Raw genomic sequence first — 25,228 nt, forward strand, 5'->3', positions numbered from 1 at the left:
CTAGTGTCCCGAATCCGAAGTTCGCCATACGTTGCAGCGAGCTCAGAGCGAACTTCGGATTCGATCAGGACACTAGCAAGTTTATGATTCTAGTGTCGTTTATGGATCGGAAATTCGCACGATGGACTCGCAGCAACGATGATGCGAATTTCTGATCCACGACACTAGCGAACGGATCGAGAAAGTTTGGGTCAGGCCCTTAGGCCCGACCCAACGCTGTTACGCTTCCCTAATCAGATCTTGGTGTCCGATCTCCAGACCATCACATGTCACCTGACTGAAACGCCTTAAGAACACTGGTGAATCAAAAGTACCCGTATTCGATGGTTTACAAATTTTTCGCATTGGGCTCGGACGGATGTCGTAGATCCCTCTACCGTGAACCAGCAGACCTTTTGTTGAATGGCTTGTGATTGCCGGATTTCGATCTCTTTTGCTTCTGGTAACCATCGCGACCTTTGACCTTGCCGGCGTAATGCTCCTTATCCGTGAGACGCGGACGGTTGTCCGACGATGTTCCCCTCTCGGCAGGCTTGCGCGGATGCTTTTTTGCGTGGCCCCGCGCCCGAGGCGTTTGCTCGCGCGGCCCCGCATGGGGAGCACCCGACAAGGCCTCGATCCGGATATTGTCCTCCCTGTCCGGTCGCCGGATCATTCCGGCAAATGACTCGGCCACGTCGGCCGAAATCTCGAACTCGGTCGTCGTATCGAAAATCCGGATGGCCCCGATCTGGTGTTTGTCGATGCCACCGCGGCGGCAAATCATCGGCAGCAGCCAACGCGCTTCCGCATTCTTCCGGCGACCGATGGCAGCGCTGAACCACACGGCGCCTTCGCCGATGCCATCCCGCGATTTTGACCTTTGTCGCAACGGCCGCCCGTCGCTGAGAGCCTCCCGGCCACGCCAGCCGCGCTGCCAGGACTCTCGATCACCAGCGTTCGGCCGTCCACCGCCCTCGCCGGGATCGACAACATCTTCCGGCGACGGGAGGCGGGAGCTGTAGAGCCGCGCCAGAGCCATGGCGATTTCCTCGGGCGACCGTTCAGCCAGCAACGCGCGGGCCAAGGTCAGATCGCCCTCATTGGGCTCGCCGCTAAAAAGGTCTTCCTGCAACATACGTTGCTGGTCCAGCTTGCGGATGTCGTCCGCGGTCGGCGCCGCTCCCCAGACAGCATCGATACCGGCCATACTCAGCAACGATTCGGCACGCCGCCTGCGCGCCGACTGCACAAGCAAAACACTCACGCCCTTGCGGCCGGCGCGGCCGGTGCGGCCCGAACGGTGCTGCAGAACTTCCGGGTCAGATGGCAGGTCGGCGTGAATAACAAGTCCGAGGCTCGGCAGATCAATCCCTCTGGCCGCCACGTCGGTCGCGACGCAGACCCGGGCGCGACCATCCCTGAGGGACTGCATCGCCAGCGTTCGCTCGTTCTGCGTCAATTCACCCGATAGTGCGACGACGGAAAAGCCGCGCTCCAGGAGCATTGCCTGGAGATGGCGAACCGCGTTGCGTGTGTTGCAAAAGACAATGGCGCTCGGAGATTCGAAAAACCGAAGCACGTTGACGACCGCGTGATCGAGCTCGTGCGAAAGGATACGTATCGCGCGGTACTCGATGTCGGCGTGCCCGCCTTCGCCTCCCGTAACTTCGATCCGGAAGGCATCGTGCTGATATTGCCTGGCCAAGGCAATGATGCCGCGCGGCAGTGTCGCCGAGAACAGCACGGTCCGGCGTCCATCCGGTGTCGTCTCCAGAATGAATTCCATGTCTTCGCGGAAGCCCATGTCGAGCATTTCATCCGCCTCATCAAGCACGACGGCCTTTACATGCGAAACGTCGAGCCGACCGCGGCGCAAATGATCGCACAGCCGCCCCGGCGTTCCGACCACGATATGCGCGCCACTTGCAAGATCGCGCTGCTCCTGACGCGGATCCATGCCGCCGACGCAGGACACGACACGCGCGCCAGCATGTCGATACAACCACGTCAGTTCGCGATGAACCTGCAGCGCGAGTTCACGCGTCGGCGCAACGACCAAGGCAAGCGGCGCATGCGCCTCGTCGAAATGATCAGCATCACCCAGAATGTTGTTCGCAATCGCAAGGCCAAACGCGACAGTTTTTCCCGAACCGGTTTGTGCCGAGACCAAAAGGTCGCGATCCGCAGCCTCGTCGGCGAGGACTGCAGTCTGCACCGGTGTCGGCTCATTGTAGTTGCGCTCAGCGAGAGCGCGCGAAAGCGGTCGGCTTGTGGATACGAATGTCACGAATGTCCTGAACGGCGATCAAGATCGCGCTGGTATGGAGACTGCTCAACCAAAAGCCCGCAACGCCTCAAAGGCCTTGCGCTGCCATCATGCGTCGACTGGTTCGGTGAGACAGGCGGTGTAGAGCAAAACGTCGGCAAGAGCCAATGGTTTGTTGCGAACTTTCCGGGCCTCTTCGAGGACGGCGTCATCAGCGCTTTCAACGCGAGTACCATCTTGGCGCTCCGGGCAAGGTGTGCTGAAGTCGGTACACATTCTGTTTCAGAACGGTTCAAATGGCTAAAATCCCTGCCTTCACCACCCGCCCGGAGATCGACGGCACCTTTGGCGTCGTCACTTCAACCCACTGGATCGCGACCGCCGTCGGCATGGCCACGCTGGAAAAGGGTGGCAACGCATTCGACGCGGGCGTCGCCACCGCATTTACGCTACAGGTCGTCGAGCCGCACCTGAACGGACCGGGCGGCGACGTGCCGATCATCGTCCATGACGTGAGACGCGGCGCGAGCGAAGTCATTTGCGGACAGGGGCCGGCGCCCGCGGGCGCCACCATCGCCCACTACGCAAAAGAAGGCCTCGATATGGTTCCAGGCACCGGCCTGCTGGCGGCCTGCGTGCCGGGAACATTCGACGCGTGGATGCTGCTGTTGCGGGACTACGGCACGCTCACCTTGCGCGACGTGCTGGAGCCCGCGATCGGCTACGCGCGAAACGGCTACCCGCTGGTCGAACGGATCACCGCGACGATCGCCACCGTCGAGCAGCTGTTCCGCGAGCACTGGCCCACGTCGGCGGCGGTGTACCTGCCGGACGGCAGGCTGCCACAGCCCGGCGAGCTGTTCACCAACCCGAAGCTCGCTGCGACGTACGGCCGGATCCTCAAAGAAGCCGAGGACGCTGGCAGCGACCGCATCGCCCAGATCGAACGGGCACGGAAAGTCTGGAGTCAGGGCTTTGTCGCCGACGCCATCGACCGGTTCTGCCGCACCCAGGAGGTGATGGACGTTTCCGGCAGGCCGCATCGCGGCGTGTTGACGGGCAGCGACATGGCCGCATGGCAGGCGCATGTCGAAGCGCCGCTGACCTACCGCTACGGCAATTATGAGGTTCAGAAGGCGGGCGTCTGGAGCCAGGGCCCGGTGATGCTGCAGCAACTTGCGCTGCTGAAGGGATTCGACCTCGACGGCCTCGATCCCGCAGGGCCGGATTTCATCCACCTGCAGATCGAGTGCGCAAAGCTCGCATTCGCCGACCGCGACACCTTCTATGGCGATCCTGAGTTTGTGGATGTGCCGATCGATGTCCTGTTGTCCGACAGCTACAACGCAACGCGGCGCAAGCTCGTTACAGATAAAGCATCGCTGGACTACCGACCGGGATCGGTGGAGGGTTTCGGCGCAGTCGTCAAGCTGAAGCGCGAGGAAGGCCCGCGTCACGCAGTCGGCGGGATGGGCGCGGGTGAGCCGACCGTCGGCCGCATGGGGAATGTCCGTGGCGACACGGTGCACTTCGACATCATCGATCAGGCCGGCAACATGATCTCGGCGACGCCCTCCGGAGGCTGGTTGCAATCCTCACCGGTGATCCCGGAGATCGGCTTCTGCCTCGGCAGCCGCGCGCAGATGTTCTGGCTTCAAGAAGGCCACCCTGCTGCGCTCGCACCGGGCCGCCGACCACGCACGACACTCAGCCCGACGATGGCATTGCGCGACGGCGAACCGTATCTCGCCTGGGGCTCGCCCGGCGGCGATCAGCAGGACCAGTGGATCACGCAATTCTTCCTGCGGCACGTTCACGCCGGCATGAACCTGCAGGAAGCGATCGACGCGCCGGCCTGGCATTCGGAGCATTTCCCGATCTCATTCTGGCCGCGCACTTCGCGGCCGGGCGTGTTGGTGGTGGAAAATCGCGTACCGAAGGCAACGGTCGACGAGCTCACGCGCCGCGGTCACATCGTCGAAGTCGGTCCCGACTGGTCGGAAGGTCGTCTGACCGCAGCATCACGCAGCGGACAGCGCCGACGCGCGGCCGCCAATCCGCGCGGCATGCAGGGTTACGCAGCAGGACGGTAGGACACATGACCTGGTCCATCATCGCACGCGATGCTTCGACCGGAGAGCTTGCGATCGCTGTTGCCACCCAGTTCCTTGCAGTCGGTTCGCGTGTGCCGTTCATTTCAGCGGGGGTCGGCGCTGTCGCCACGCAGGCCCTGCTCAATCCGTTCTATGGCGTCAACGGCCTGAGATACCTGAGCGAGGGACAGGCACCTGATGCGGTCATCGCGCGTCTGACGGCGGACGACGCGGGCCGCGACCACCGGCAGGTTCACATGATCGACGCGGCCGGCAGGATCACAGCCCACACGGGCAGCGCCTGCCTCGACTGGTGCGGGCACCTGCAGGGCGACGGCTTTTCAATCGCCGGCAATATACTCGCAGGTCCACAGGTGATCGAAGAGACTGCCAAAGCATTTATCAAGGGTGGCTCCCTTCCCCTGCCCCGGCGGCTGATTGCGGCAATGCAGGCGGGCGAAGCCGCGGGCGGCGACAGGCGCGGCAGGCAATCGGCAGCGCTGCTGATCCACGGCCAGGAGCAATGGTCAGATCTCGACCTGCGTGTCGACGATCACCCCGATCCTTTGAGCGAGCTCGAGCGGCTGGAAGAGGTCAGCCGCAAGCACTGGGTGCATTTCCGTCAGTTCCTTCCCGATCATACGGACCCGACCGGCGTCACCGATCGGCAGATCATCGAGGCGGGAATCGCACGCGGGCGCTCCGCGAAGATGTGAGCGCGCTCCTGGGTCGGCGTGCTGCCCGGGATCGCGGCGCGATGCCCAATCCATGGCTCGCATTTGCCGCGCATTGCATCGTCATTTGCGCTGCACACAAGCTTCGACGGAAGATCAGTTGTCGGGCGGTGTTTGTGAGAACAGAATGTGCCCGCGCCTCACGAGCTGAAGGAAACGCCCGATGAATATCCGAACTGTGGCCCGCATGGCGGCCGCGCTCGTCCTCGTCTCCGCCTCCAGCGCTGCGGCGCAAACCACCCTTCGCATCGGCCTCGCCGAGGATCCCGACATCCTCGATCCCAGCCTCGGCCGCACCTATGTCGGCCGCATCGTCTTTGCCTCGTTCTGCGACAAGCTGTTCGATATCGACGAAAAGCTGAACGTCGTGCCGCAACTGGCCCTGTCCCACACCACATCGGATGACGGCAAGGAAGTCACGATCAAGCTGCGTCCGAATGTCCGGTTCAATGACGGCGAGCCATTCGACGCGGAGGCGGCAAAGTTCTCGCTCGACCGGCACGTGACGCTGCCGACCTCATTTCGCAAGCCGGAACTGGCGGCGCTCGAGCGTGTCGACGTCGTCGATCCTTTAACCATCAAGCTGGTTCTCAAAGCCCCCTTCTCGCCCCTGATTTCGCAGCTCACTGACCGGTCCGGCATGATGGTTTCACCAAAAGCCGCGAAGGAGGCTGGCGACAAGTTCGGACTGAAACCGGTTTGTGTCGGCCCGTACAAGTTCGTCGAGCGCGTACCGCAGGACCGCATCGTGTTCGAGAAGTCGGACATGTATTGGAACAAGGACAACGTGACGATCGACAAGATCGTCTACCTGCCGATCGTCGATGCCACCGTCCGCCTTGCCAACCTGAAATCGGGCGGCCTGGATCTGATCGAGCGACTGCTTGCGACCGACATCAAGGACGTGCGCGCCGACAGCCGCCTGAAACTGTCGACCGCGCTTGAGCTTGGCTATCAAGGCGTGACGCTGAACGTTGGCCAGGACAAGGCGAAGGGAGCTTTGAGCCAGTCCGCAAAGGTGCGGCAGGCGTTTGATCTCTCGATCGACCGCGCGGCGCTCAATCAGGTCGTGTTCAACGGTGAGTTCGTTCCCGGCAACCAGTGGGTCAACCCTGAGCATCCTTATTACCAGAAGAAATATCCGGTGAAGGGGCGAGACGTGGCGAAGGCCAAGGCGCTCTTGAAAGAAGCCGGCGTCACCACGCCGATCGCCGTCGACTTCATGGTACCGAAGGGCGCCGAGACCGAAGCGATCGCGCAGGTGATCCAGTCGATGACCGCTGAAACCGGCTTCGACATGAAGATCCGGGTGACGGAGTTCGCCACTTCGCTGAAGCAGGCTGAGGCCGGTGAATACCAGGCCTTTCTGCTCGCCTGGAGCGGACGCACCGATCCGGACGGAAACGCCTACATCTTCATGAGGACCAAAGCGCCGCAGAACAACGCCGGCTATTCGAACGCCGACGCCGACAAGCTGCTCGACGAGGGCCGCGCGACCAGCGATATGGCCAAGCGCAGCGCGGTCTACGAGAAACTCGCAGGCATCATTCTTGCCGATGAGCCGATCGTCTATCTCTACCATCGCCGCGTTCTGATCGCGCATACCGCCAAGCTCGAGGGTTACAAGCAGATGCCGGATGGCCTCGTGCGCGTGATCGGATTGAAGCTGAAGTAAACGGCAATGCTGAACTTCCTCGGCAGGCGCATCGTGCAACTCGTGCCGACGCTCTTCTTCGTGTCGGTCCTGATCTTTTCGTTGCAACAGCTGCTACCGGGCGATCCGGCGCTGGTCATGGCTGGCGAGGAGCGCGATCCCGAGATCATCGCCCGCATCCGGCAGGAGTATCGCTTCGACCAGCCGCTGCCGGTGCAATACCTCTATTGGATCAAGGGCGTGCTGTCCGGCGATCTTGGGGAGTCGCTGCGGATCAAGGTGCCAGTGCTGGAACTCGTCAAGGCCAAGCTGCCGGTGACCCTTCAGCTCGCCGCGATGGCGATGCTGATCGCGCTTGCGATCGGCATCCCGGCCGGCGTCATCTCGGCGGTCAAGAAAGGCACCGCATGGGACTACGGTGCCAACGCCTTCGCCCTGTGGGGCATCTCCACGCCGAACTTCTGGCTTGGCATCATGCTGATCTTCCTCTTCTCGATCCAGCTCGGCTGGCTGCCGGCTTCGGGCTATGTAAGCCCGCGCGAAGACTGGCAGGCGAGCCTCGCCTCGACCATCCTGCCCGCGTTCGTTCTCGGCAACGCGATCGCTGCGATCTTCATGCGCCATACGCGCAGCGCGATGCTGGAGGTGATGGAGAGCGATTACATCCGCACAGCGCGGGCCAAGGGCGCGAGCGAGCGCAAGGTCATTATCGAACATGCCCTGCGTAATGCCCTGACGCCGGTCATCACGCTCGGCGCGCTGGAGCTCGGCACGCTCCTGTCCGGCGCCGTGCTCACCGAACAGATCTTCTCCATTCCGGGCTTCGGCAAGCTGATCGTCGATGCCGTGTTCAATCGCGACTATGCGGTGGTCCAGGGCGTCGTTCTCGTCACCGCAACGACTTATATTACCCTCAATCTCATTGCCGATGTTCTCTACGTGCTCGTCAATCCGCGGCTCCGGAGTTAAGCGGCATGACGGAAGCCACGCTGCAAACGACTACAATCGCCACAAAGCCCGTCAGCTGGCTGGAGACACCTGCCGGCCGCGCGCTGCAGAACCTGTTCGAGCGTCCGAGCGCGGTAATCGGGCTTGCCATCATCGTCGCCTTTATCGCACTGGCCCTGCTCGCGCCCTTCATTGCGCCTTACGACCCCGTCGCCACGAGCTGGTCGGCGGTGCGGAAGGCTCCGTCCGCCGCGCACTGGTTCGGCACCGACGACCTCGGCCGCGACATCCTCTCCAGGGTGATCTTCGGAACACGCGCCTCGCTCCTGGCCGGGGTGATCTCGGTCTCGATCGCGATTGCGGTTGGCGTCCCGCTCGGGCTGCTTGCCGGCTATAGCGGCGGCTTCATCGATGCGCTGATCAGCCGGATCACGGATGCGATGCTGGCCTGTCCTGCACTGATTTTGGCCATCGCGCTCGCGGCGTTCCTCGGCCCTAGCCTGACCAACGCCATGATCGCGATCGGCGTCACTGCAACACCGATCTTCATTCGTCTGACGCGCGGACAGACGATCAACGTCAGGGTCGAGAATTACATCGAGGCCGCCGAAGCGATCGGCAATTCCTCGCTGCGCATCGCGCTGCGTCACGTGCTGCCAAACGTCGTTCCGGCGCTGCTGGTGCAGATCACGCTGTCGATCGCTGCGGCGATCATCGCCGAAGCCTCGCTGTCGTTCCTGGGACTCGGCCAGCAACCGCCGGCGCCGTCGTGGGGGAGCATGTTGAACGCCGCCCAGCGCTTCCTCGTCAGTGCGCCGTGGATGGCATTCTGGCCAGGACTGTCGATTTTCCTCATGGTAATGTCATTCAACCTGCTCGGCGACGGATTGCGCGATGCGCTCGATCCGCGGGAACAGTAGCGCCTCCTTGCGACACGCTCCCCGTATGACTGGCGCGGCCAATCGCGCTACTCTTTCGCGGACCAAATCAACCTGACTGTGCCGGACGAGCCATGATTCCCTGGAAGCTGATCGACACTGCGCCGGTGCCCGGCGGGCAGGCAGACCTCCGCCTCATGCAGCGGGGAAGCGAGTACTCGATCATGCTGGGCCAGAACGAATTGATGAACAGCCGCCTCAGCGGCTCCGAGGAAGCGCTTGCCACGCAAACATGCGCGCGCATCAGCGCCGTCAAACGCCCACATCTATTGATCGGTGGATTAGGGATGGGCTTCACGCTCCGCGCCGCCCTCGCCGCCGTGGGACCTGAAGCCACGATCGTCGTGGCCGAGCTGATGCCGAGCATTGTGCGCTGGGCACAAGGTCCCCTTGCGCACATTTTCGGCACGAGCTTGACGGACAGGCGTGTCGATATCCGCGAGACAGATGTCGGCGACATGATCCGCTCGCATCGATCGAACTTCGATGCAATTATTCTCGATGTCGACAACGGGCCGGAAGGATTGACGCGCGATGGCAACAGCGCGCTCTATAGCCTCCAGGGACTTAACTTAGCCTACACGGCATTGAGGCCGGCCGGCGTTCTGGCGGTATGGTCATCGGGCCCGAACCCCGATTTCAAGCGCCGGCTTGCTAAATCCCGCTTCGCAGTCGAGGAGCTCCGGGTTCGGGCCCGCGGCTCTCGCGGCGCTCGACACATCATCTGGCTTGCACAACGCGACTGATTTCGCTTCCGCGACGGCCCCTAAAGCATAATGAATTCAAGTTGGGTTCGGCCGTCATACCTGCTTTAGAGCACCACCCACATCGGCGCGTGGTCGCTCGCGCCGTCTTCACCGCGAACGGTTCTGTCGACGGCGGCTTTCTTCAGCCTCGGCACGAGATCCGGGCTGAGCAGGATATGATCGAGCCGGAGGCCCGCGTCGCGCGGCCAGCGGTTGCGTTTGTAGTCCCAGAACGTGTAGCCGCTCGCCTCCGGATGCAGGGCGCGGAAGGCATCGGTCCAGCCTGCCTGCAGCAACTTGGCGTAAGCGCTCCGGCTTTCGGGCTGCACGAGCGCGTCCTTGTCCCAGGACTTCGTCGGATAGATGTCGCGCGCCGTCGGCACGACGTTGAAATCGCCGGCGATGACGATCGGCGCGCCGGACTTACGGAGTGTCGCAACATGCCGGCGTAACCGTGCGAGCCACGCGAGCTTGTAGTCGAACTTCGGGCCAGGCTGCGGATTTCCATTCGGCGCATAGACGCAGGCGACCACGACGCCGTTCACTGCGGCTTCGATGTAGCGCGCCTGCACGTCGTTCGCATCGCCGGGGAGATTGCGCCGGATCACGATCGGTTCGGCTTTCCGCACCAGGATCGCGACGCCATTCCAGGTTCGCTCGCCGACCCACGCCGCAGCATAGCCGGCCTCGCGCAAGGCCCGTTCCGGAAACTGGTTCTGACCGGCCTTCAATTCCTGCAGGCAGGCAACATCCGGCCTCGCCGTCTTCAACCAGGCAAGCAGGTTCGGCAGCCGCCGGTTCACATTGTTGATGTTGAAGGTCGCGATCTTCACTTCAGCCCGTCAACCCAAGCGGAGACGGCCTTGCCGAGCGTCGCCAGATGATCGGCTGCCGAGAAGCCGGACATGGCCTTTCGCGGTTTGAGGTCGTGGTCCCCGTCTTCCAGCCACACGATCTCGATGTGCTTCGACAGCTCGTAGCCTGCGACCTCGTCCCGCGTGCCGAACGGATCGCGCGTGCCCTGAGCGATCAGCGTCGGCGTCTTCATCGTTGCCAGATGCGCAGTGCGCAGCTGCTCCGGCTTTCCCACGGGATGAAACGGATAGCCGAGGCACAGCAAGCCGGCGATCCGCCGCTGTGCGTACAGGTCATCGGCAACCATGCTTGCGACGCGCCCGCCCATGGACTTGCCGCCGATCACGAGTGTCCCCTCGGCTGCAAGCGCGTCGATCGCAGCGATGTATTCTCCGGTCAGCTTCTCAGCCCGGGGTGGCGGCTTGCGTCCTGCCGCAGTCCTCCGGCTGGCCATATATCCGAATTCGAACCGGGCGACGCGAAGGTCCACTGCGGCAAAAGCCTTCGCGATCGCGGTCATCGCCGCTGAATCCATCGGAGCGCCCGCGCCATGCGCAAGGAGAAGTGTCGCCTTTGCCTTCACCGGCCCGTCGAACAAGAACATGTCCGCAAGATAGATCACCCTCACTTCCGAACCAACAGGCGATCATCAATGTCGGTGCGTTTCCTACAAACTTGACGCAACTTGTCGCCGAGGCGTGAAAGACCAGCTTCCCTCTATCCCCCCGTCGCGCTAGCACAGGCAGACTGGCGATTTTCGTTCAAGGATCACCCATGCCGATCGATGACAGACCGACACTTTCCGCTCCAGACGACGATCCGTACCTCTGGCTCGAAGAGATCGAGGGCGAACGCGCGCTTGCCTTCGTCGCGCGTCAGAACAAGCTGACGCTGGAAAAGTTCGGCAATGCCGGATTTGCAAAGGATCGCGACACGCTGACCGCCATCTACGACCGGCCGGACAATATCCCCTACATTTCCCGACGCGGCAGCTTCGTCCACAATCTCTGGAAGGATGCCAGGAATCCACGCGGCCTCTGGCGGCGAACGACACTGGATGAGTTTCGAAAGGCCGAGCCCGCGTGGGACGTCGTTCTGGACGTTGACAAGCTGGCCACCGACGAAAACGAAGACTGGATACTCTCCTGGATCAAAACACTGCCGGAAAGTCACGACCGCGTCATGCTCGGGCTGTCGCGGGGCGGCAGCGATGCCGTCGTCATGCGGGAGTTCGACGTTACGACGAAAAGCTTCGTCACCGGTGGCTTCAGTCTGCCGGAGGCCAAAGGTGGCGCGGAATGGCTCGATGCCGATACCTTGCTGCTGTCGAGCGCCTATGGTGACGGCATGGCGACCACCTCAGGCTACGCCCGAACGGTCAGGCTGTGGCGCCGCGGCTCAAGTGCCGATCAGGCGCCCGTCATTTTCGAGGTCCCGCCCGAACACATGGCGGCGAGCGCCGGAGTGGATCGCACTGGCGCCGCGCCTCGAACCTGGTTCGTGGATACGATCGGTTTCTTCGATGCGGACGTTTCACTGGGCGACGCCAACGGCGCGAAGGCAAAACTCGATCTGCCGAGCGACATCTGGATGCAGGCGCATCGGGACTGGTTCGTCGTCAAGCGCCGCACGGCGTGGACTGTCGGCGGCAGGACTTATCCGCCGGACACCCTGCTCGGCAGCTCGCTCTCGGCGTTCCTGAACGGCGACCGCAATTTCACCGTGCTGTTCGAACCCGAGCCGCGTCACGCGTTGCAGGGCTTCTTCTGGAGCGCGGGCTGCGTTGTGCTGTCGATCCTCGACGAGCTCAAGCCCGTATTCGAGGTGCTGACCCCGTCGCCCTCCGGCTGGGCGCGCGGCAGGTTGCCGGCGCTGCCCGAGATCGGCGTCGTCGACGTCTGGCGTCTCGATACCGACGAGGAAGAGAGCAATGGTGACCTGCTCGCAAACGTCCAGGATCCCCTGAACCCCTCCTCGCTGACGTTGCTTGCCGACATGCAGACACCGACGCTGCTGAAGCGTGCGCCGCGGACGTTTTCTTCCGATGGACTTGTCGTTACGCAGCACGAAGCGATCTCGGTCGACGGCGAACGCATTCCCTATGTGCAGACGGGACCGGCAACGGAGACCGGCGACGCGCCGGTTCATCTCAACGCCTATGGCGGCTTCGGCATCTCGTCCCGCCCCTATTACAACTCCACCACCGGCAAGCTGTGGCTCGAACGCGGCGGCACCAGCGTTATCGCCAATATCCGCGGCGGTGGCGAGTTCGGCACGCGTTGGCACGACGCCGGGCGTCTTGCGAACAAGCGCCTGTCCCACGATGATTTCGCGGCCGTCGCTGACGATCTCGTCAGGCGCGGTGTGACGCAACCCGGCCGCATCGCTGCGGAAGGCGGATCGAATGGCGGCATCCTGATCTCCAACATGCTGACGCGCTATCCGGAGCGCTTTGGCGCACTGTTCTGCACGATCCCGCTGATCGACATGCGCCGTTATTCCAAGCTGCTGGCCGGTGCAAGCTGGATCGCTGAATACGGCGACCCCGACAAGCCGGAGGAATGGGATTGGCTGCGAACCTACTCCGCCTATCACGCTGCGGTCCCGGGCCAATTATACCCGCCGATTTTGATTGCGACGACGCGGCGGGACGACCGCGTACATCCTGGGCACGCGCGCAAGATGACGGCCAAGCTGCAGGCGATGGGATATGAGGCCTATCTTTACGAGCCGGCCGCAGGCGGTCACGGCTATGGCAAGGACAACAAGGAGCGAGCCGCGTTCGCGGCGCTCGGCTACACGTTCCTGCGCGAGAAGATCGGCTGGCCGAGCACTCCCGCGTAGCGGCGTCAGCCCGGACGCTTGTCGATAGCCGCCGGCGGTCTCGCGAATGTCGCAACCAAATAGTCGATGAACAGACGCACCTTGACCGCAAGATGCCGTGTCGGTGGATAGATCGCATAGAGGGTCAGCGGCGGCGTTGTATAATCGGTCAGAAAGGCTCGCAACTTGCCGGCCTTCAACTCTGACGCTGCAATGAACACCGGCAGCACGGCGACGCCGCACCCGGCAACGGCGGCGTCCCGAAGCACTTCGGCGTTGTTGGCACACAACGTCCAGGGCGGGTTGATCCAGTGATCGCCATCCTTGCCCGTCAGCTTCCACTGGTTGCCGGTGGAAAGATAACCGTAGGTCAGGCAGGTGTGGTCACGAAGCTCGCTCGGATGCTTCGGAGTGCCATGCTGTTTCAGATATCCCGGTGAAGCACAGACCGCGCGCTCGATCGGCATGATCTTGCGCGCGATCAGGCTCGACGATTCAAGCTCAGCGATGCGCAGCGTGACATCGAGCCCGTCCTGCACCGGATCGACATGCTCGTCGCTGAGCGCGAGCTGGATCTGCAGTTCGGGATACTGCTTCATGAATCCGGCCAGCGCCGGACCAAGCTGCATCGTGCCGAACGACATCGGCGCATTGACCCGCAGCAGGCCGCGCGGCGTCGCCTGCAGTTGCGAGACCGCATGGTCCGCCGCGTCGAGATCAGCAAGGATCGTCAGTGCGCGTTCGAAATAGGCCTGGCCGTTTTCGGTCGGCGTCACCCGCCGCGTGGTGCGACTGAGAAGCTGCACGCCGAGGTCTTCTTCGAGCTCTGCGACGTACTTGCTGACCGCCGAGCGCGACAGGCGCAGGCGCCGCGCCGCCTCCGAGAAGCTGGCCGCTTCCACCACTTTCACAAAGGCGCGCAGGCTCGTGAGCTTGTCCATGCCGTCATTCTAGAACATCCGCCAGCGATTGTCATCAGAACGTAGACAGTGATGCCATATTTCGGCCGATTGTTTCTCAAAGCCGACAGGGACACATTCCGGTGCAGCAGAGGCGCACCGCGCTCTCCACATCTAGCGAAGGAGACACCCCATGGCCGGTATCCATCACGTCACAGCCATCGCAGGACAAGCGACGCGAAACTACGAGTTCTACACCCGCACGCTCGGACTCAGATTCGTGAAGAAGACCGTCAACTTCGACGACCCGGGCACCTATCACTTCTATTATGGCGACGAGACCGGTCATCCCGGCACGATCCTCACCTTCTTCCCGTGGGAGCATGCGGCTCCGGGTCGTGGCGGCGTAGGCCAGACCCAACAGACGGCCTTTCGTGTGCCGGCCTCCTCGCTCGGCTACTGGACGCATCGCTTCGTCGAAAAGAGCGTGGCTCATCAGCCGCCCGAGAAGCGGTTCGGCGAATGGCTGCTGTCATTCACCGATCCCGACGGCATAAGCCTCGCTCTTGTCGGTGTCGCCGGCGCCGAACAGGAGAAGGCCTGGAGCACCGGCGAAGTGCCGGCGGAACACGCTATCCGCGGCTTTCAGGGTGTGACGCTTCTGATCGAGGATGCGGGCAGGACCGGCGCGATCCTGAGCGACGTGCTCGGCTTCGAGCGCATCGGCCAGGAAGGCTCGATCATTCGCTTCCGCGCACCTGAGACTGGCGAAGGCGCGGTCGTCGACATCTACGAAGCAAAGGGCTTCCTGCCGGGCCGGCTCGGCCGTGGCTCGGTGCATCACATCGCCTTCCGCGCCGCAGACGACGCCGAACAGGCGGAGATGGTGCGGAAGCTGACGCAGAACCATGCGATGCGTCCAACTGAGCAGAAGGACCGCAACTACTTCCGTTCGGTCTATTTCCGTGAGCCCGGCGGCATCCTGTTCGAAATCGCCACCGACATTCCAGGCTTCGCGGTTGACGAGCCGGTCGCAACGCTCGGCCAGGCGCTCAAGCTGCCGGATTTTCTGGAGCCGCAGCGCAAGGCCATCGAAGGGGTGCTCCCCTCTCTGGAAAGGGTCGCGTGATGACAAGCCACCTGACTTTCATTCATCGCTTCGAGCCGGGCACCCGGCTCGAAGCCCCTCCGCTCCTGTTGTTGCATGGCACCGGCGGCGACGAGAACGATCTGCTGCAACTCGGGCGGCTGATCTCGCCGGGCTCGGCGCTGCTGTCACCGCGCGGCAAGGTGCTGGAGAATGGCATGCCGCGGTACTTCCGGCGGCATGCGGAAGGCGTGTTCGACGAGGACGATGTTCGTCAGCGCGCACACGAACTTGCCGATTTCATCGAAGCTGCTCGCACGGCCTACGGAATAGGCAAGCTGATTGCGGTCGGTTACTCGAACGGCGCCAACATCGCCGCCGCGATCCTGCTGCAGCGGCCGGATGTCCTGTCGAGTGCAGCCTTGCTGCGCCCCATGGTGCCGTTGTCGCATGCGCCCAACGTCGACCTATCGGACAAGCGCGTGCTCATGGTTGCTGGCCAGCACGATCCGATCATCCCGCGCGAGAACACCCTCCGGCTGCATGATCTGCTGTCGACACGCGGTGCAGATGTCGAATCTCACGACCTGCCGATCGGTCATCAGCTTTCGCAAGCCGATCTGACGCTTGCGCGTCGATGGATTCGCACGCCTGACAGCGTTGCGATGGATAAAGCCTCCTGAGCGCTCGCAGCTCTCATTCATTTCCAACCACGGAGAAAGGCCATGAGCACTTTCACGACCAAAGACGGCACCCAGATCTACTACAACGACTGGGGACAGGGTCAGCCCATCGTATTCAGCCACGGCTGGCCGTTGAGCGCGGACGCCTGGGAAGACCAGATGTTCTTTCTCGCCTCGCGCGGCTATCGCGCCGTCGCGCATGACCGCCGCGGTCATGGCCGGTCGAGCCAGCCATGGCACGGCAACGACATGGACACCTATGCCGATGATCTGGCGGAGCTGGTCGCTCACCTGGACCTGAAGGATGCAGTCCACATCGGTCATTCCACGGGCGGCGGCGAAGTTGCGCGCTACATCGGCCGGCACGGCACGAAGCGCGTCGCAAAAGCCGTGCTGGTCGGTGCAGTGCCGCCGGTCATGCTGAAGAGCGCCAGCAACCCCGACGGCACACCCATAGAAGCGTTCGACCAGATCAGGGCCGCAGTGCTCGCCGATCGCTCGCAGTTCTTCAAGGACCTGACGATGCCCTTCTACGGCTACAACCGGCCAAATGCGAAAGTCTCGGAAGGCGTGCGCAACTCGTTCTGGCTGCAAGGCATGATGGCAGGCTTCCCGGCCGCTTATTTCTGCATCAAGGCGTTTTCCGAAACCGACATGACCGAGGACCTGAAGAAGGTCGACGTACCGACGCTGATCGTTCACGGCGACGATGACCAGATCGTGCCGATCAAGGCTTCGGCGATGCTGTCATCGAAACTCGTCAAGGGCGCCACGCTGAAAATCTATCCGGGCGCACCGCACGGACTGGCGACCACCCACAAGGACGAGCTCAACGCCGACCTCCTGGCCTTCACCAAGGCCTGAACCGACGCAACCAAAGAAGGGGACAACACATGCCAACCGCCAAGGCCACACCAGGCAAGCAACTTCTCAATCCCGATGATCACACCCTGATCATGATCGACTTCCAGTCGCAGATGGCATTTGCGACGCATTCGATCGACGCAGTTTCGCTGCGAAACAATGCGGCGCTGGTTGCCAAAGCGGCCGCAGGATTCAAGGTATCCACCATCCTGACGACAGTTGCGGAGAAGAGCTTTTCGGGCCCAATGTTCGAGGAGATCACCGGCGCGCTTGCCGGACAGAAGCTGCTCGATCGCACGTCGATGAACACATGGGAGGACGAGGCGGTCATCAAGGAGGTCAACAGGATCGGCAAGCCGCGCATTGTGCTTGCGGGACTCTGGACCAGCGTCTGCATCGTCGGACCTGCCCTCTCCGCACTGGATCAAGGATTCGAAGTCTTCGTCATCGCCGACGCATGCGGTGATGTCTCGGCGGAAGCGCACGACCGCGCGATGGAGCGCATGATCCAGGCCGGCGCACAGCCGATGACCTCGCTGCAGTATCTGCTCGAGCTGCAGCGCGATTGGGCTCGCACCGAAACCTACGATCTCACTACCGGCATCGCCAGGACGCTCGGCGGCGCCTATGGACTTGGCATCACCTATGCAAAGTCCATGTTCGACGCACACGAGGGCTGAGAGACGAAAGCGATCGTGGTCCGGTTCGGTTCACCGGATCACGATCCGCTCGAACGAAAGTGTCGCAAAATGCAAACGTCAACCGATCAAGGCACGCCCGTGACGGCGGTCATCCGTCAGTGGCCGAAAGCGGATGCGGTGGAACAGTATGAGGCATGGCTGAGCAAGATTGTCCCGCTTGCCCAGCAGTTCACAGGACATCGGGGCGTGAACGTCATCCGGCCGCACGGTGCTTCCGACGCGTACACGATCGTGCTGCACTTCGACACCACCGCCAACCTCCGCAAATGGTTCGACTCCGAGCCCCGTCAGCGGCTCGTCGAACGAATCCGTCCGCTGCTGCGCGACGATGAAGACATCGACGTCCGCACCGGTCTCGAATTCTGGTTCGCGCCGCCCACAGGCGGAAAGCATGCGAGGCCGTACAAGCAATTTCTCGTCACGCTGTCTGTGATCTTTCCGCTGACCATCATCGTCCCATGGCTGCTGCAGCCCCTGTTCGAGTGGCTTCCCATGCTCGCAACACCGGGGATTCGCCATCTGCTGATTGCAACCGCCATCGTTGCGGTTGTGACCTACCTGGTCATGCCTCATTACACGCGGCTGATATCGCGATGGCTTTACAGCTAGGCGCCACGGGCGTCTGCGTCGTTCTAGGGCGCGCTCGGCTGCGCATGCAGGGCCTTGTAGAGGCCCGCGCGCCACGCCGATCGATCGATGGCTCAGAGCATGTATCTCGCATACTCGGCCGACGGCAGCCAGCAGGTCTGCCGCCGTCCGAAGATGCGGTAGCGGTTGCGCGCGATCCATCGATACGCCGGATCGCGTACGAAGGCGGGAACCAGATAGAGCACTGCCATCATCCGCCAGGGCCAGCCGAGAGCCGAGTAGATCGCGATAATCGCTCCGCTGTCCCGAAGTAGCTCGCCGCCTTGCACGAGGATGAGCGTCTCGGGATTGGCCGGATCTATCCCGAAACGCTTGTAGAGTGCAGCCCCGACCTCGCCCTGCATCGAAGCCAGCCTGAAAACATGTTCGCGATCGTGACGCAGGACGAATTGCGCATTGGCCGAGCAAAGCACGCATTCGGCGTCGAAGACGATGATCGGATGATCCATCGGAACAGCGCCATTCCGGTCAGTCTTCATGTCCGGATCCTCATGAAACGCTCGACTGTGCGCGAACCTTCGGCCCGGTCGCGTCGCGCTAGAACTTGTAATCCCAGCCGATCCATTGGCAGAGGCCGCGACCCATCACGTCCTCGAGGTCCTGCCCTTTCAGCCACGGCAGCTCCTCGGTGAAGAAGGTGACGCACTGGCGGTAGCTGCACGGCATGCGGGTGATGTCGGTGCCCCAGAAGAAGCGCCTGGGCCCGAATGCATCGAAGATGCGGTGGAGGCCGTCGTGGATGTTGCGGAACGGATAGGGCTCAGTCGAATAATGCGGCGCGCCGGTCGCCTTCACCGCGACGTTGGGAAGTTTTGCGAGCGCGACAAGTTCGTCCAGATGTACGAAGGCTTCGGCGTCGCGGCCGTGCCGATTCAGCCCGCAGTGATCGAGGATCATCTTCAGGTCCGGATGACGCTCGGCGATCTCGCGGAACTTCTTCAGGAAAAGCCCGCCCATCATCGCAATCGGCAGTCCTTCCTTCTCCACCGCCGGCCACAACCAATCGATCGAACCGTCATGGAGCCATTTCTGCTGCTCCTCTGTCAGGAAGGCCCAGCGCAACCCCATCATGCCCGGCTGATTGCGCCAGCCGTGAACCAGCTTCCGGTTCTCCGGGTCCTGCAGCGGAAACTGTCCCATGATCGCGTAGCGATCCGGATATTTCTTCGCCGCCTCGATCGCATACGCGTTCGCATCCGGGTCCCAGCCGGCGGGCGGATGGATCAACGCGGCGTCCACGCCCGCTTCGTCCATTTCTTTCAGGCACTCTTCCGCGGAGTATTTTTCGACCTTCCGATGCAATCCGGACGGCGGCGTCACCGTCTTGCTCCAAATGTGCACCTGCGCGTCGATGATCTTCATTGCCGCCTCCCGCCGTGTGTTGGTTTCACGGCCGGAAGTGTCGGCGATAATGCAGAGTTGTCAAACGCCGCTAGCTGTGCGTCCCGCGCAAAGGCGAGGTATGGCGTTCCAAAAGCTGGATCAGATCTGCCTGACGCCCGGTGCCGGTCTTTGCAAAGATCTTCTGCAGGTGAGTCTTGACGGTCGTGATGCTCACACCGAGTTCATCCGCCGTTTCCTGCGGCGGTTCGCCGGCGGCAATATGCTCGAGCACCTTCTGCTCGGCGAAGGTCAGGCCGTAGAGCGATGCAAATGCCTCCAACGGCGGTGTACGCCGCTCGGCTGGATCCTGCACGATCACTGCCGTCGCCCCGCGCAGGCCGGCAAGTGGAATCCTGCCCTCGCGCCACTGCAGCGGCAGGACGTTGGCGATCAGCCCGCCCCCTTCGTCATCCGGGAGCGGCACTGCGTACTGTCCGGTTCGTGGCGGCGCATGGCCTGACACGCTTTCCGTCAGCGCGCGGGAGAGCGTGTCGCGCGGACCCGACCGCACCGCCGTCAAGCGGCCGTTCTGCGCTTTGAGAACGTTTCCATTTTTCAACAGCCGTTCGGCCGCGCCGTTCATGTAGGAGATGCGGCCGTGATCTTCGGTCAGCAGAATGCCCGTCGACAGCTGATCGACCGTCTGCTCCAGCCGCGCCGCCGTGATGCTCTGCAATTCCAGGGCATCGGAGATCATCAGCGCCCGGCAGATGTGCGGCGACAGCAGCTCCATGTGGCGCAGGTCGCTATCGGTGAAGCGCGGCTGCACGCCGGAACGGACGACGGAGAACCACGCGACGCGACGGCCCGACCGCAGCACGAGGACACCGATCACGTCACGGAAGCCGAGCGGCTTGACCCATTTCAGGTAGAAATCGCTGTTCGAGGTCTCGCGCTCGCCCGCCAGCATGGTCATGGTCGCGAACTCGCCAAGCTGGTCGAAGGCGACCTGCTTGGTCGGGGTTATCCGCGAAGCGGCCAGCTTCTCGAAATAGAGCCTGAGAAACGACTGATCGGCCCCGTGCTCGAAAATGTTGGTGCCGCTCGCGCTCTGACGATCCTGAACCACCATCGAGCTGGCGGCGCTTTCACCGAACGACGAGATCAACGGAAGCGCCCGCGACCAGTCCTGCGGCTGCAGCACGCAATCGTAAACAGAGCCGACGATCTCTGACAGGGTCTCGGGCCGCATGGTCAGCGCCTGTTGTTCTTTCTTCGACGCTCTTGGAAGGAGTGCATATTTTGCGCCAGTTCAACCGATTTCGCCATCCTGCAATGGGCGAGTCCTCGCGCAGGCACAACCGTCACGCCCAGCCTTTCGGCGGAACAAAGGCCTGGAAGCCCTGTTCGAGCTGGCGCGCGACCTCGATGCAGGTGAGATCGCCATACTCCGGCCCGACGATCTGTACGCCGACGGGCAGTCCGGACTTCGCAAGACCTGCGGGCGCTACCGTTGAGGGCAAGCAAGCGACGGTGGTGAACGCACCCCAAAAGGTAGGGTCGGCCGTCGACACAGAGCGGCCTTTCACGACAACCTTTCGTTCGTGCCAGGCATGCTTTGGATCGTGCGGCACCGCCACCGTCGGCGCCGTCGGGCACAGGAGCACGTCCCAATCTCGAAAGAACGCCCTCCAGGCCTGCCGCAGGAGCTGGCGCTGCGAATCGAGCTCAATCCAGTCGCCGTGGGTGAAGATTTTTTCGGCCCCCTTCCCCTCGCCGTCTTCGAGCATGGCGAAGCGTCGGCGAAGATGGCTCAACCGGGTCCAAAAACCCTCGTCGTGCTTGGCGCGCACAGTGAGGCCGGCCATCATCACCCCCCCAAAGATCCGAAAGGCCGCGGCGTTGTCGATCGCCGGCCAGGCGCGGTTGCTGACCTTCGCACCTTTCTTGACGAAGAAGTCGGCCGCCGCCTGAATGCGTTCCTGCACCTCGATATCGACCGGAAAGTTGGGATCTTCGAGCAGAACCGCAACACGTAGCTCGCTCGGTTTGGTGGTTCGCGGTGGTGGCAGGCTCAGCTTCCACGCGACCGCATCGTGTGGCGTCGGCCCCGCCATCAGCAGGAGTGCCTGTTTCAAATCCGTAGCACTACGCGCCAGCGGCCCGGCCACCCCGAAATCGGGCTTGTGCTGGATACCGGGCAAGACGTGGCCGTCCCAGTTGGTCACGCCGTAGGTCGAACTGTGCCCGAAAATTCCGCAGTAATGCGCGACGTTGCGGACACCGCCGCCGAAGTCGACGCCGATTTCCAGGGCCGTCAGACCCGCAGCGAGCGCCGCCGCGGCGCCACCCGACGAACCGCCGGGCGAGCGCGCCAGGTCCCACGGGTTGTTGGTCGTGCCGTAGATGTCGTTGTGGGTCGCCCAGCCGATCAGATAGGCGGCGACGTTGGTTTTGCCGAAGGCGATCGCGCCGGCGTCGAGGTAGCGTTGCACCGTGAAGGCATTGCCCGCCGGACGATGATCCTTCAGTTCCGGCACGCCCCATGTCGCCGGCAGGCCCGCGAGATCGAAGCTGTCCTTGATCGTGACCGGCAGTCCGTGCAGCGGCCCCCAATCTTCGCCCTTGGCGATCGCGGCATCCGCAGCTTTCGCCCGCCGCCGTGCGCCGGCGATATCCATCGCAATGATCGCATTGACCCGCGGGTTGTGTTTCTCGATGCGGCTCAAGTAGAGGTCGAGCAGCTCCTCCGAGCCGATCTTCTTGCTCTTGATCTGTGCCGCGAGCTCGGTTGCAGAGGAAAATGGCAGGTTCGTCATTCAAAGGTCCGTTTCGGCATGGTCGTTGTCGAGCCGCTTGCCCGTAAGGGCGAACGGCGCCTGCGGCGAGCACAAGGCGATAACCTGGTTCAGCATGTCCTCTCTGGACTCGAAGCGGCGCTCATCATAGCAGCCGAGTGGAAAGACAGCCGTGTGCGAACAGCACAGAGTGCAGAACGAGCACGGATTCTCGGGCCGCTCGAGGCCTTTTTCGAACTGCTTGAGCAGATCCGGATTTGCAATGAGCGGCCGCGCGATCGCAACCATGTCGCATTTTCCATCGCTCAGCGCACCGTCGATGACGCTGCGGTCCTGAAATCCGCCATTGGCGATGATCGGAATGCCGACGACACGGCGCATCGCAGCGGCGAAATCCGCGTTCGCCGCCGGCTTGAATCGCCAGCCGAAGCCAAATACGGCCTTCCTGATCGGCCGTGGCACGAGGTTGTAGACGGCGGCGCGAGCGGTGGCCTTGCCGCTCAGGTAGCTCGTGGCATTGACGAAGATGTGGAGCCCCTCGTCGGGAAAGTCGCCAGGACTTCCCTTAGGATTGGGAAAGCCGAAACCGCTGTCGATATGCAGATAATCGACGCCGAGCTGCTCCAGCCTTTTCGCGTAGTATGTTGTCTCGGGAAGGTCGTTGCCGATGAAATAGTGGCGCGGCGGCCAGATAACCGGCGGCCAGGGAATCCTGATATTGATCGGCAGCCAGTTGAAGTCCTTCGCCGACAGGCGGATGCCGAACAGGAAGCCGTCGCCGACCTCCTGCCGCACGCGCTGGACCACCTCCTGCAACAGCTGGAAGCGCTTCTCGACCGATCCCCCGTATTTGTCCGTCCGGCGATTCGTGACCGGGTTGAGGAACTGATGGATGATGTAGCCCTTCGAAGCCGTGATCTCGACGCCATCGCAGCCCGCCTCGGCGACGCGCCGCGCTGCGTTCGCAAAATCCGTGACGACCGCCTCGATATCCTCCTCGCTCATCTTGATGGAGCGGTTATGGTATCCGTACAGGACGTCGAAAAAGCTGGACGCTGAGATTCGATCCTCGATTTGCGGCTTGATGCTGGTGTGGCTATGCCCGCCGGTATCACCGAGCTGCACGATGTAGCGGCAATCGCTTCCAGCCCTGATTTCGTTGACCGCATGACGAAGCGGCTTGACGAAGCGATCGTCGTGCAGCGACGGATACTCCAGCGGCGACATCCGCTTTTGATTGATGCTGATGGTTGGCGAGATGATCGCCGCGACGCCGCCGTCGGCAAAGCGCTTCTCGAAATGCACGAATGCGGGAGAGACCGTGCCATCATAGTAGGCCATCCGCCCGCCCAGCGATGAGCGCAGCACACGATTGGCGAAGGCAACGTTCTTGATGCGAAACGGCTCAAAAAGCACGCCAGCCTCCAGCAAGACAGTATTATGATTCCCCATCCGCACGAATGAGGACATGACGCCGCTTTCGTTCGTCTTGATTGCAGCGTCAGAAATTTACAAGCTAGAGCCCCGTTTCTTTCGACGGGGCGTGAGGAAGCGCCGCCCCGTGTACCACGAACACCGGAAGCGGGGTAATAATCCGTGACAATAGTCCGGGTTTTCTGTCGCGACCAGCCGTTTCCTGCGCGGGGGCTTATCGATGAGCACAGAAAGCAAAGATAGTTTGCAGAAAATCACCAATTTCGGCGGCAACCAGTGCTGGCTCGCGCGCCGGCTCCGACCGTCCTCCGAAGATGAGCTTCTGAGCATTCTGGAGCGGCACGACGGCGCCACCATACGTGCCGCCGGATCAGGCCATTCCTGGAGCGGGATTGTCGCCCATGCCGACATCGTGCTCGACATGAGTGCGTTCAACTCCGTCGCGCTCATCAACACCAACGGACAGCATCTGGTCCGCGCCGGAGCGGGCTGCCGCCTGCAGGACCTGCTCGATCGTTTGCATGCGGCGACCGACCGGACGCTTCCGACTCTGGGCGCCATCAAGAAGCAAACGATATCGGGCGCGATTTCGACCGCAACGCACGGCTCCGGCCGGCAGAGCCTGTCGCATTTCGTCGTCCGGGTCCGCGCTGCGGTGTTTACTGGCTCCGGCGGACCTGAAATCCGCGAGTTCGACGGCGGGCCGGAGCTGCTCGCGATGCGCTGCGGCCTCGGATGCACGGGGATCATCGTCTCCGTCGATCTGCAGACGGTCCCCAAATATCTCGTGGCCGAAACGGCGCGCCGTTACGACAGCATCGACCAGGTGATCGCCACCTTTGAGTCTAACCCATTGTCGACATTCACGTTCTCCCCTTACAGCTGGGCATTCACGGCCTTTGAGCGGCGCGCCATCGCGCGTCAGCCCCAGTCGTTACCGTCGCGCGCCAAAGCGCTTGCGTTCCGACTTTATCAACTGATCCTCATCGACACCTTGTTTCATCTTGGTGTCGTCGGCAGCAGGGCCCTCGGACCGGCCGCGGTCAAGTTCTTGCAGAAGCACGCGACAAAAACCCTTCTCACCGATGTCGAGCGGGTCGACAACGCCGAACATGTTCTCACCACCCAGCATGATCTCTTTCGCCATGAGGAGATGGAGCTGTTCGTCAGGGAAGCTGACCTGTCCTTTGTCCTGCGGTTTCTGCGCGCTGCAGTCGAGTTTTTTTCCGGCGATGCATCGACATTTCCGGATGAACTCGCGGCACGGCTGAGGCAGGCCAACCTTGCGACCATGCTCGAAGGCAAGCATGGCAGCTTCGTCCTGCACTACCCGCTGTTCGTCCGGCGGATACTGCCGGAAGAAACCTTGATTTCGATGGCCGCGGCGGCGGACGGCCCTTTGTATTCGGTCTCGATCTTCACCTACGATCCGCCGCGCCAGCGTGAGCCGTACTATGCCTTCTGCCTGTTCGTGGCGAGGGCGCTCAGAACGCTGGTCGGAGCGCGGCTGCATTGGGGCAAGCACTTCCCGCTGTCCCATTCCGAGATCGCTGTCCTGTACCCCGAGCTCGAACGCTTTCGGGCGATCTGTCGCACTCACGATCCTCACGGCGTTTTGCGCAACACCTACACGGCGCGCGTGCTAGACTTGGCTCCGGGCAAACGCGAGGACGATCGTTCCGCCGCCGCATGAATTCTCGTGCCGCCGCGCCGAACCGTCGGGCGCCATCGATGACGACGCCATCTCCCGCA

At 62.5% G+C, this 25,228-nt stretch carries 22 protein-coding genes; 13 read left to right on the forward strand and 9 right to left on the reverse strand.

The window, feature by feature from the left end:
• Positions 1-373 precede the first annotated feature (373 nt).
• Positions 374-2,269 (reverse strand): DEAD/DEAH box helicase, encoded by a 1,896-nt coding sequence (locus tag RCO31_RS28180; RefSeq protein ID WP_308971687.1) that lies wholly within the window; start codon positions 2,267-2,269, stop codon positions 374-376.
• A gap of 275 nt (positions 2,270-2,544) precedes the next feature.
• Here RCO31_RS28180 and RCO31_RS28185 point away from each other — a divergent pair, with 275 nt between their 5' ends.
• The 6 genes from RCO31_RS28185 to RCO31_RS28210 all read left to right on the forward strand — a co-directional run bounded on the left by RCO31_RS28185 (position 2,545) and on the right by RCO31_RS28210 (position 9,361).
• Positions 2,545-4,341, forward strand: a complete 1,797-nt coding sequence (locus tag RCO31_RS28185; protein ID WP_308971688.1) for a gamma-glutamyltransferase family protein — start codon at positions 2,545-2,547, stop codon at positions 4,339-4,341.
• Between the two features lie 5 nt (positions 4,342-4,346).
• Entirely contained in the window at positions 4,347-5,057 is a 711-nt protein-coding gene (locus RCO31_RS28190; RefSeq protein WP_308971689.1) for a DUF1028 domain-containing protein, read from the forward strand.
• 181 nt (positions 5,058-5,238) lie between these two features.
• Entirely contained in the window at positions 5,239-6,750 is a 1,512-nt protein-coding gene (locus RCO31_RS28195) for an ABC transporter substrate-binding protein (RefSeq protein WP_308971690.1), read from the forward strand.
• Positions 6,751-6,756: 6 nt separating this feature from the next.
• On the forward strand, positions 6,757-7,698 hold the full coding sequence (locus RCO31_RS28200; protein WP_308971691.1) for an ABC transporter permease: 942 nt from the start codon (positions 6,757-6,759) through the stop codon (positions 7,696-7,698).
• A 5-nt stretch (positions 7,699-7,703) separates the two neighbouring features.
• Complete coding sequence (locus tag RCO31_RS28205) at positions 7,704-8,597, forward strand: ABC transporter permease (protein WP_308971692.1); 894 nt, start codon at positions 7,704-7,706, stop codon at positions 8,595-8,597.
• 92 nt (positions 8,598-8,689) lie between these two features.
• Positions 8,690-9,361, forward strand: coding sequence for a spermidine synthase (locus tag RCO31_RS28210; RefSeq protein WP_308971693.1), 672 nt, complete (start codon positions 8,690-8,692; stop codon positions 9,359-9,361).
• 65 nt (positions 9,362-9,426) lie between these two features.
• Here the strand turns inward: RCO31_RS28210 and xth are convergent, their stop codons facing one another.
• Positions 9,427-10,194, reverse strand: coding sequence for an exodeoxyribonuclease III (xth, locus tag RCO31_RS28215; protein WP_308971694.1), 768 nt, complete (start codon positions 10,192-10,194; stop codon positions 9,427-9,429).
• Positions 10,191-10,820, reverse strand: a complete 630-nt coding sequence (locus RCO31_RS28220) for an alpha/beta family hydrolase (protein ID WP_308971728.1) — start codon at positions 10,818-10,820, stop codon at positions 10,191-10,193. Before RCO31_RS28220 ends, xth begins: the two co-directional genes overlap by 4 nt.
• Before the next feature lie 170 nt (positions 10,821-10,990).
• On the opposite strand from RCO31_RS28220, the gene RCO31_RS28225 reads away from it, so the two are divergent.
• Positions 10,991-13,060 (forward strand): prolyl oligopeptidase family serine peptidase, encoded by a 2,070-nt coding sequence (locus RCO31_RS28225; protein WP_308971695.1) that lies wholly within the window; start codon positions 10,991-10,993, stop codon positions 13,058-13,060.
• A gap of 5 nt (positions 13,061-13,065) precedes the next feature.
• Here RCO31_RS28225 and RCO31_RS28230 read toward each other — a convergent pair whose 3' ends face one another.
• Positions 13,066-13,980, reverse strand: coding sequence for a LysR family transcriptional regulator (locus RCO31_RS28230; protein ID WP_308971696.1), 915 nt, complete (start codon positions 13,978-13,980; stop codon positions 13,066-13,068).
• Between the two features lie 151 nt (positions 13,981-14,131).
• Here RCO31_RS28230 and RCO31_RS28235 point away from each other — a divergent pair, with 151 nt between their 5' ends.
• The 5 genes from RCO31_RS28235 (at position 14,132) to RCO31_RS28255 (ending at position 17,882) form a co-directional block, all read left to right on the forward strand.
• Entirely contained in the window at positions 14,132-15,067 is a 936-nt protein-coding gene (locus RCO31_RS28235) for a ring-cleaving dioxygenase (protein WP_308971697.1), read from the forward strand.
• The gene (locus tag RCO31_RS28240) at positions 15,067-15,708 is read left to right on the forward strand and encodes an alpha/beta hydrolase (RefSeq protein ID WP_308971729.1); all 642 of its coding nucleotides are present in this window, start codon (positions 15,067-15,069) and stop codon (positions 15,706-15,708) included. The genes RCO31_RS28235 and RCO31_RS28240 overlap by 1 nt, the downstream gene beginning before the upstream one ends.
• Positions 15,709-15,750: 42 nt before the next feature.
• Positions 15,751-16,572 carry an alpha/beta hydrolase gene (locus RCO31_RS28245; protein WP_308971698.1) on the forward strand — a complete coding sequence of 274 codons (822 nt, stop codon included), beginning with the start codon at positions 15,751-15,753 and terminating at the stop codon, positions 16,570-16,572.
• A gap of 29 nt (positions 16,573-16,601) precedes the next feature.
• Positions 16,602-17,252, forward strand: a complete 651-nt coding sequence (locus RCO31_RS28250; protein WP_308971699.1) for a hydrolase — start codon at positions 16,602-16,604, stop codon at positions 17,250-17,252.
• Between the two features lie 69 nt (positions 17,253-17,321).
• Positions 17,322-17,882, forward strand: coding sequence for an antibiotic biosynthesis monooxygenase (locus RCO31_RS28255; RefSeq protein WP_308971700.1), 561 nt, complete (start codon positions 17,322-17,324; stop codon positions 17,880-17,882).
• Positions 17,883-17,974: 92 nt separating this feature from the next.
• Here RCO31_RS28255 and RCO31_RS28260 read toward each other — a convergent pair whose 3' ends face one another.
• From RCO31_RS28260 to RCO31_RS28280, 5 genes are all read right to left on the reverse strand, one after another.
• The gene (locus RCO31_RS28260; protein ID WP_308971701.1) at positions 17,975-18,400 is read right to left on the reverse strand and encodes a thiol-disulfide oxidoreductase DCC family protein; all 426 of its coding nucleotides are present in this window, start codon (positions 18,398-18,400) and stop codon (positions 17,975-17,977) included.
• A gap of 58 nt (positions 18,401-18,458) precedes the next feature.
• Positions 18,459-19,283, reverse strand: a complete 825-nt coding sequence (locus RCO31_RS28265; protein ID WP_308971702.1) for an amidohydrolase family protein — start codon at positions 19,281-19,283, stop codon at positions 18,459-18,461.
• 70 nt (positions 19,284-19,353) lie between these two features.
• Positions 19,354-20,496, reverse strand: a complete 1,143-nt coding sequence (locus RCO31_RS28270; protein ID WP_308971703.1) for a LuxR C-terminal-related transcriptional regulator — start codon at positions 20,494-20,496, stop codon at positions 19,354-19,356.
• 112 nt (positions 20,497-20,608) lie between these two features.
• Entirely contained in the window at positions 20,609-22,063 is a 1,455-nt protein-coding gene (locus RCO31_RS28275) for an amidase (protein ID WP_308971704.1), read from the reverse strand.
• The gene (locus tag RCO31_RS28280) at positions 22,064-23,458 is read right to left on the reverse strand and encodes an NADH:flavin oxidoreductase (RefSeq protein WP_308971705.1); all 1,395 of its coding nucleotides are present in this window, start codon (positions 23,456-23,458) and stop codon (positions 22,064-22,066) included. It lies immediately after the preceding gene.
• A 238-nt stretch (positions 23,459-23,696) separates the two neighbouring features.
• Between RCO31_RS28280 and RCO31_RS28285 the strand changes: the two genes are divergently transcribed.
• Positions 23,697-25,169: a D-arabinono-1,4-lactone oxidase gene (locus RCO31_RS28285; RefSeq protein WP_308971706.1), complete on the forward strand. Its 1,473-nt coding sequence runs from the start codon at positions 23,697-23,699 to the stop codon at positions 25,167-25,169.
• Positions 25,170-25,228: the final 59 nt, after the last annotated feature.

It is taken from the genome of Bradyrhizobium sp. LHD-71 (assembly GCF_031157255.1).
Classification (GTDB): Bacteria; Pseudomonadota; Alphaproteobacteria; order Rhizobiales; family Xanthobacteraceae; genus P52-10.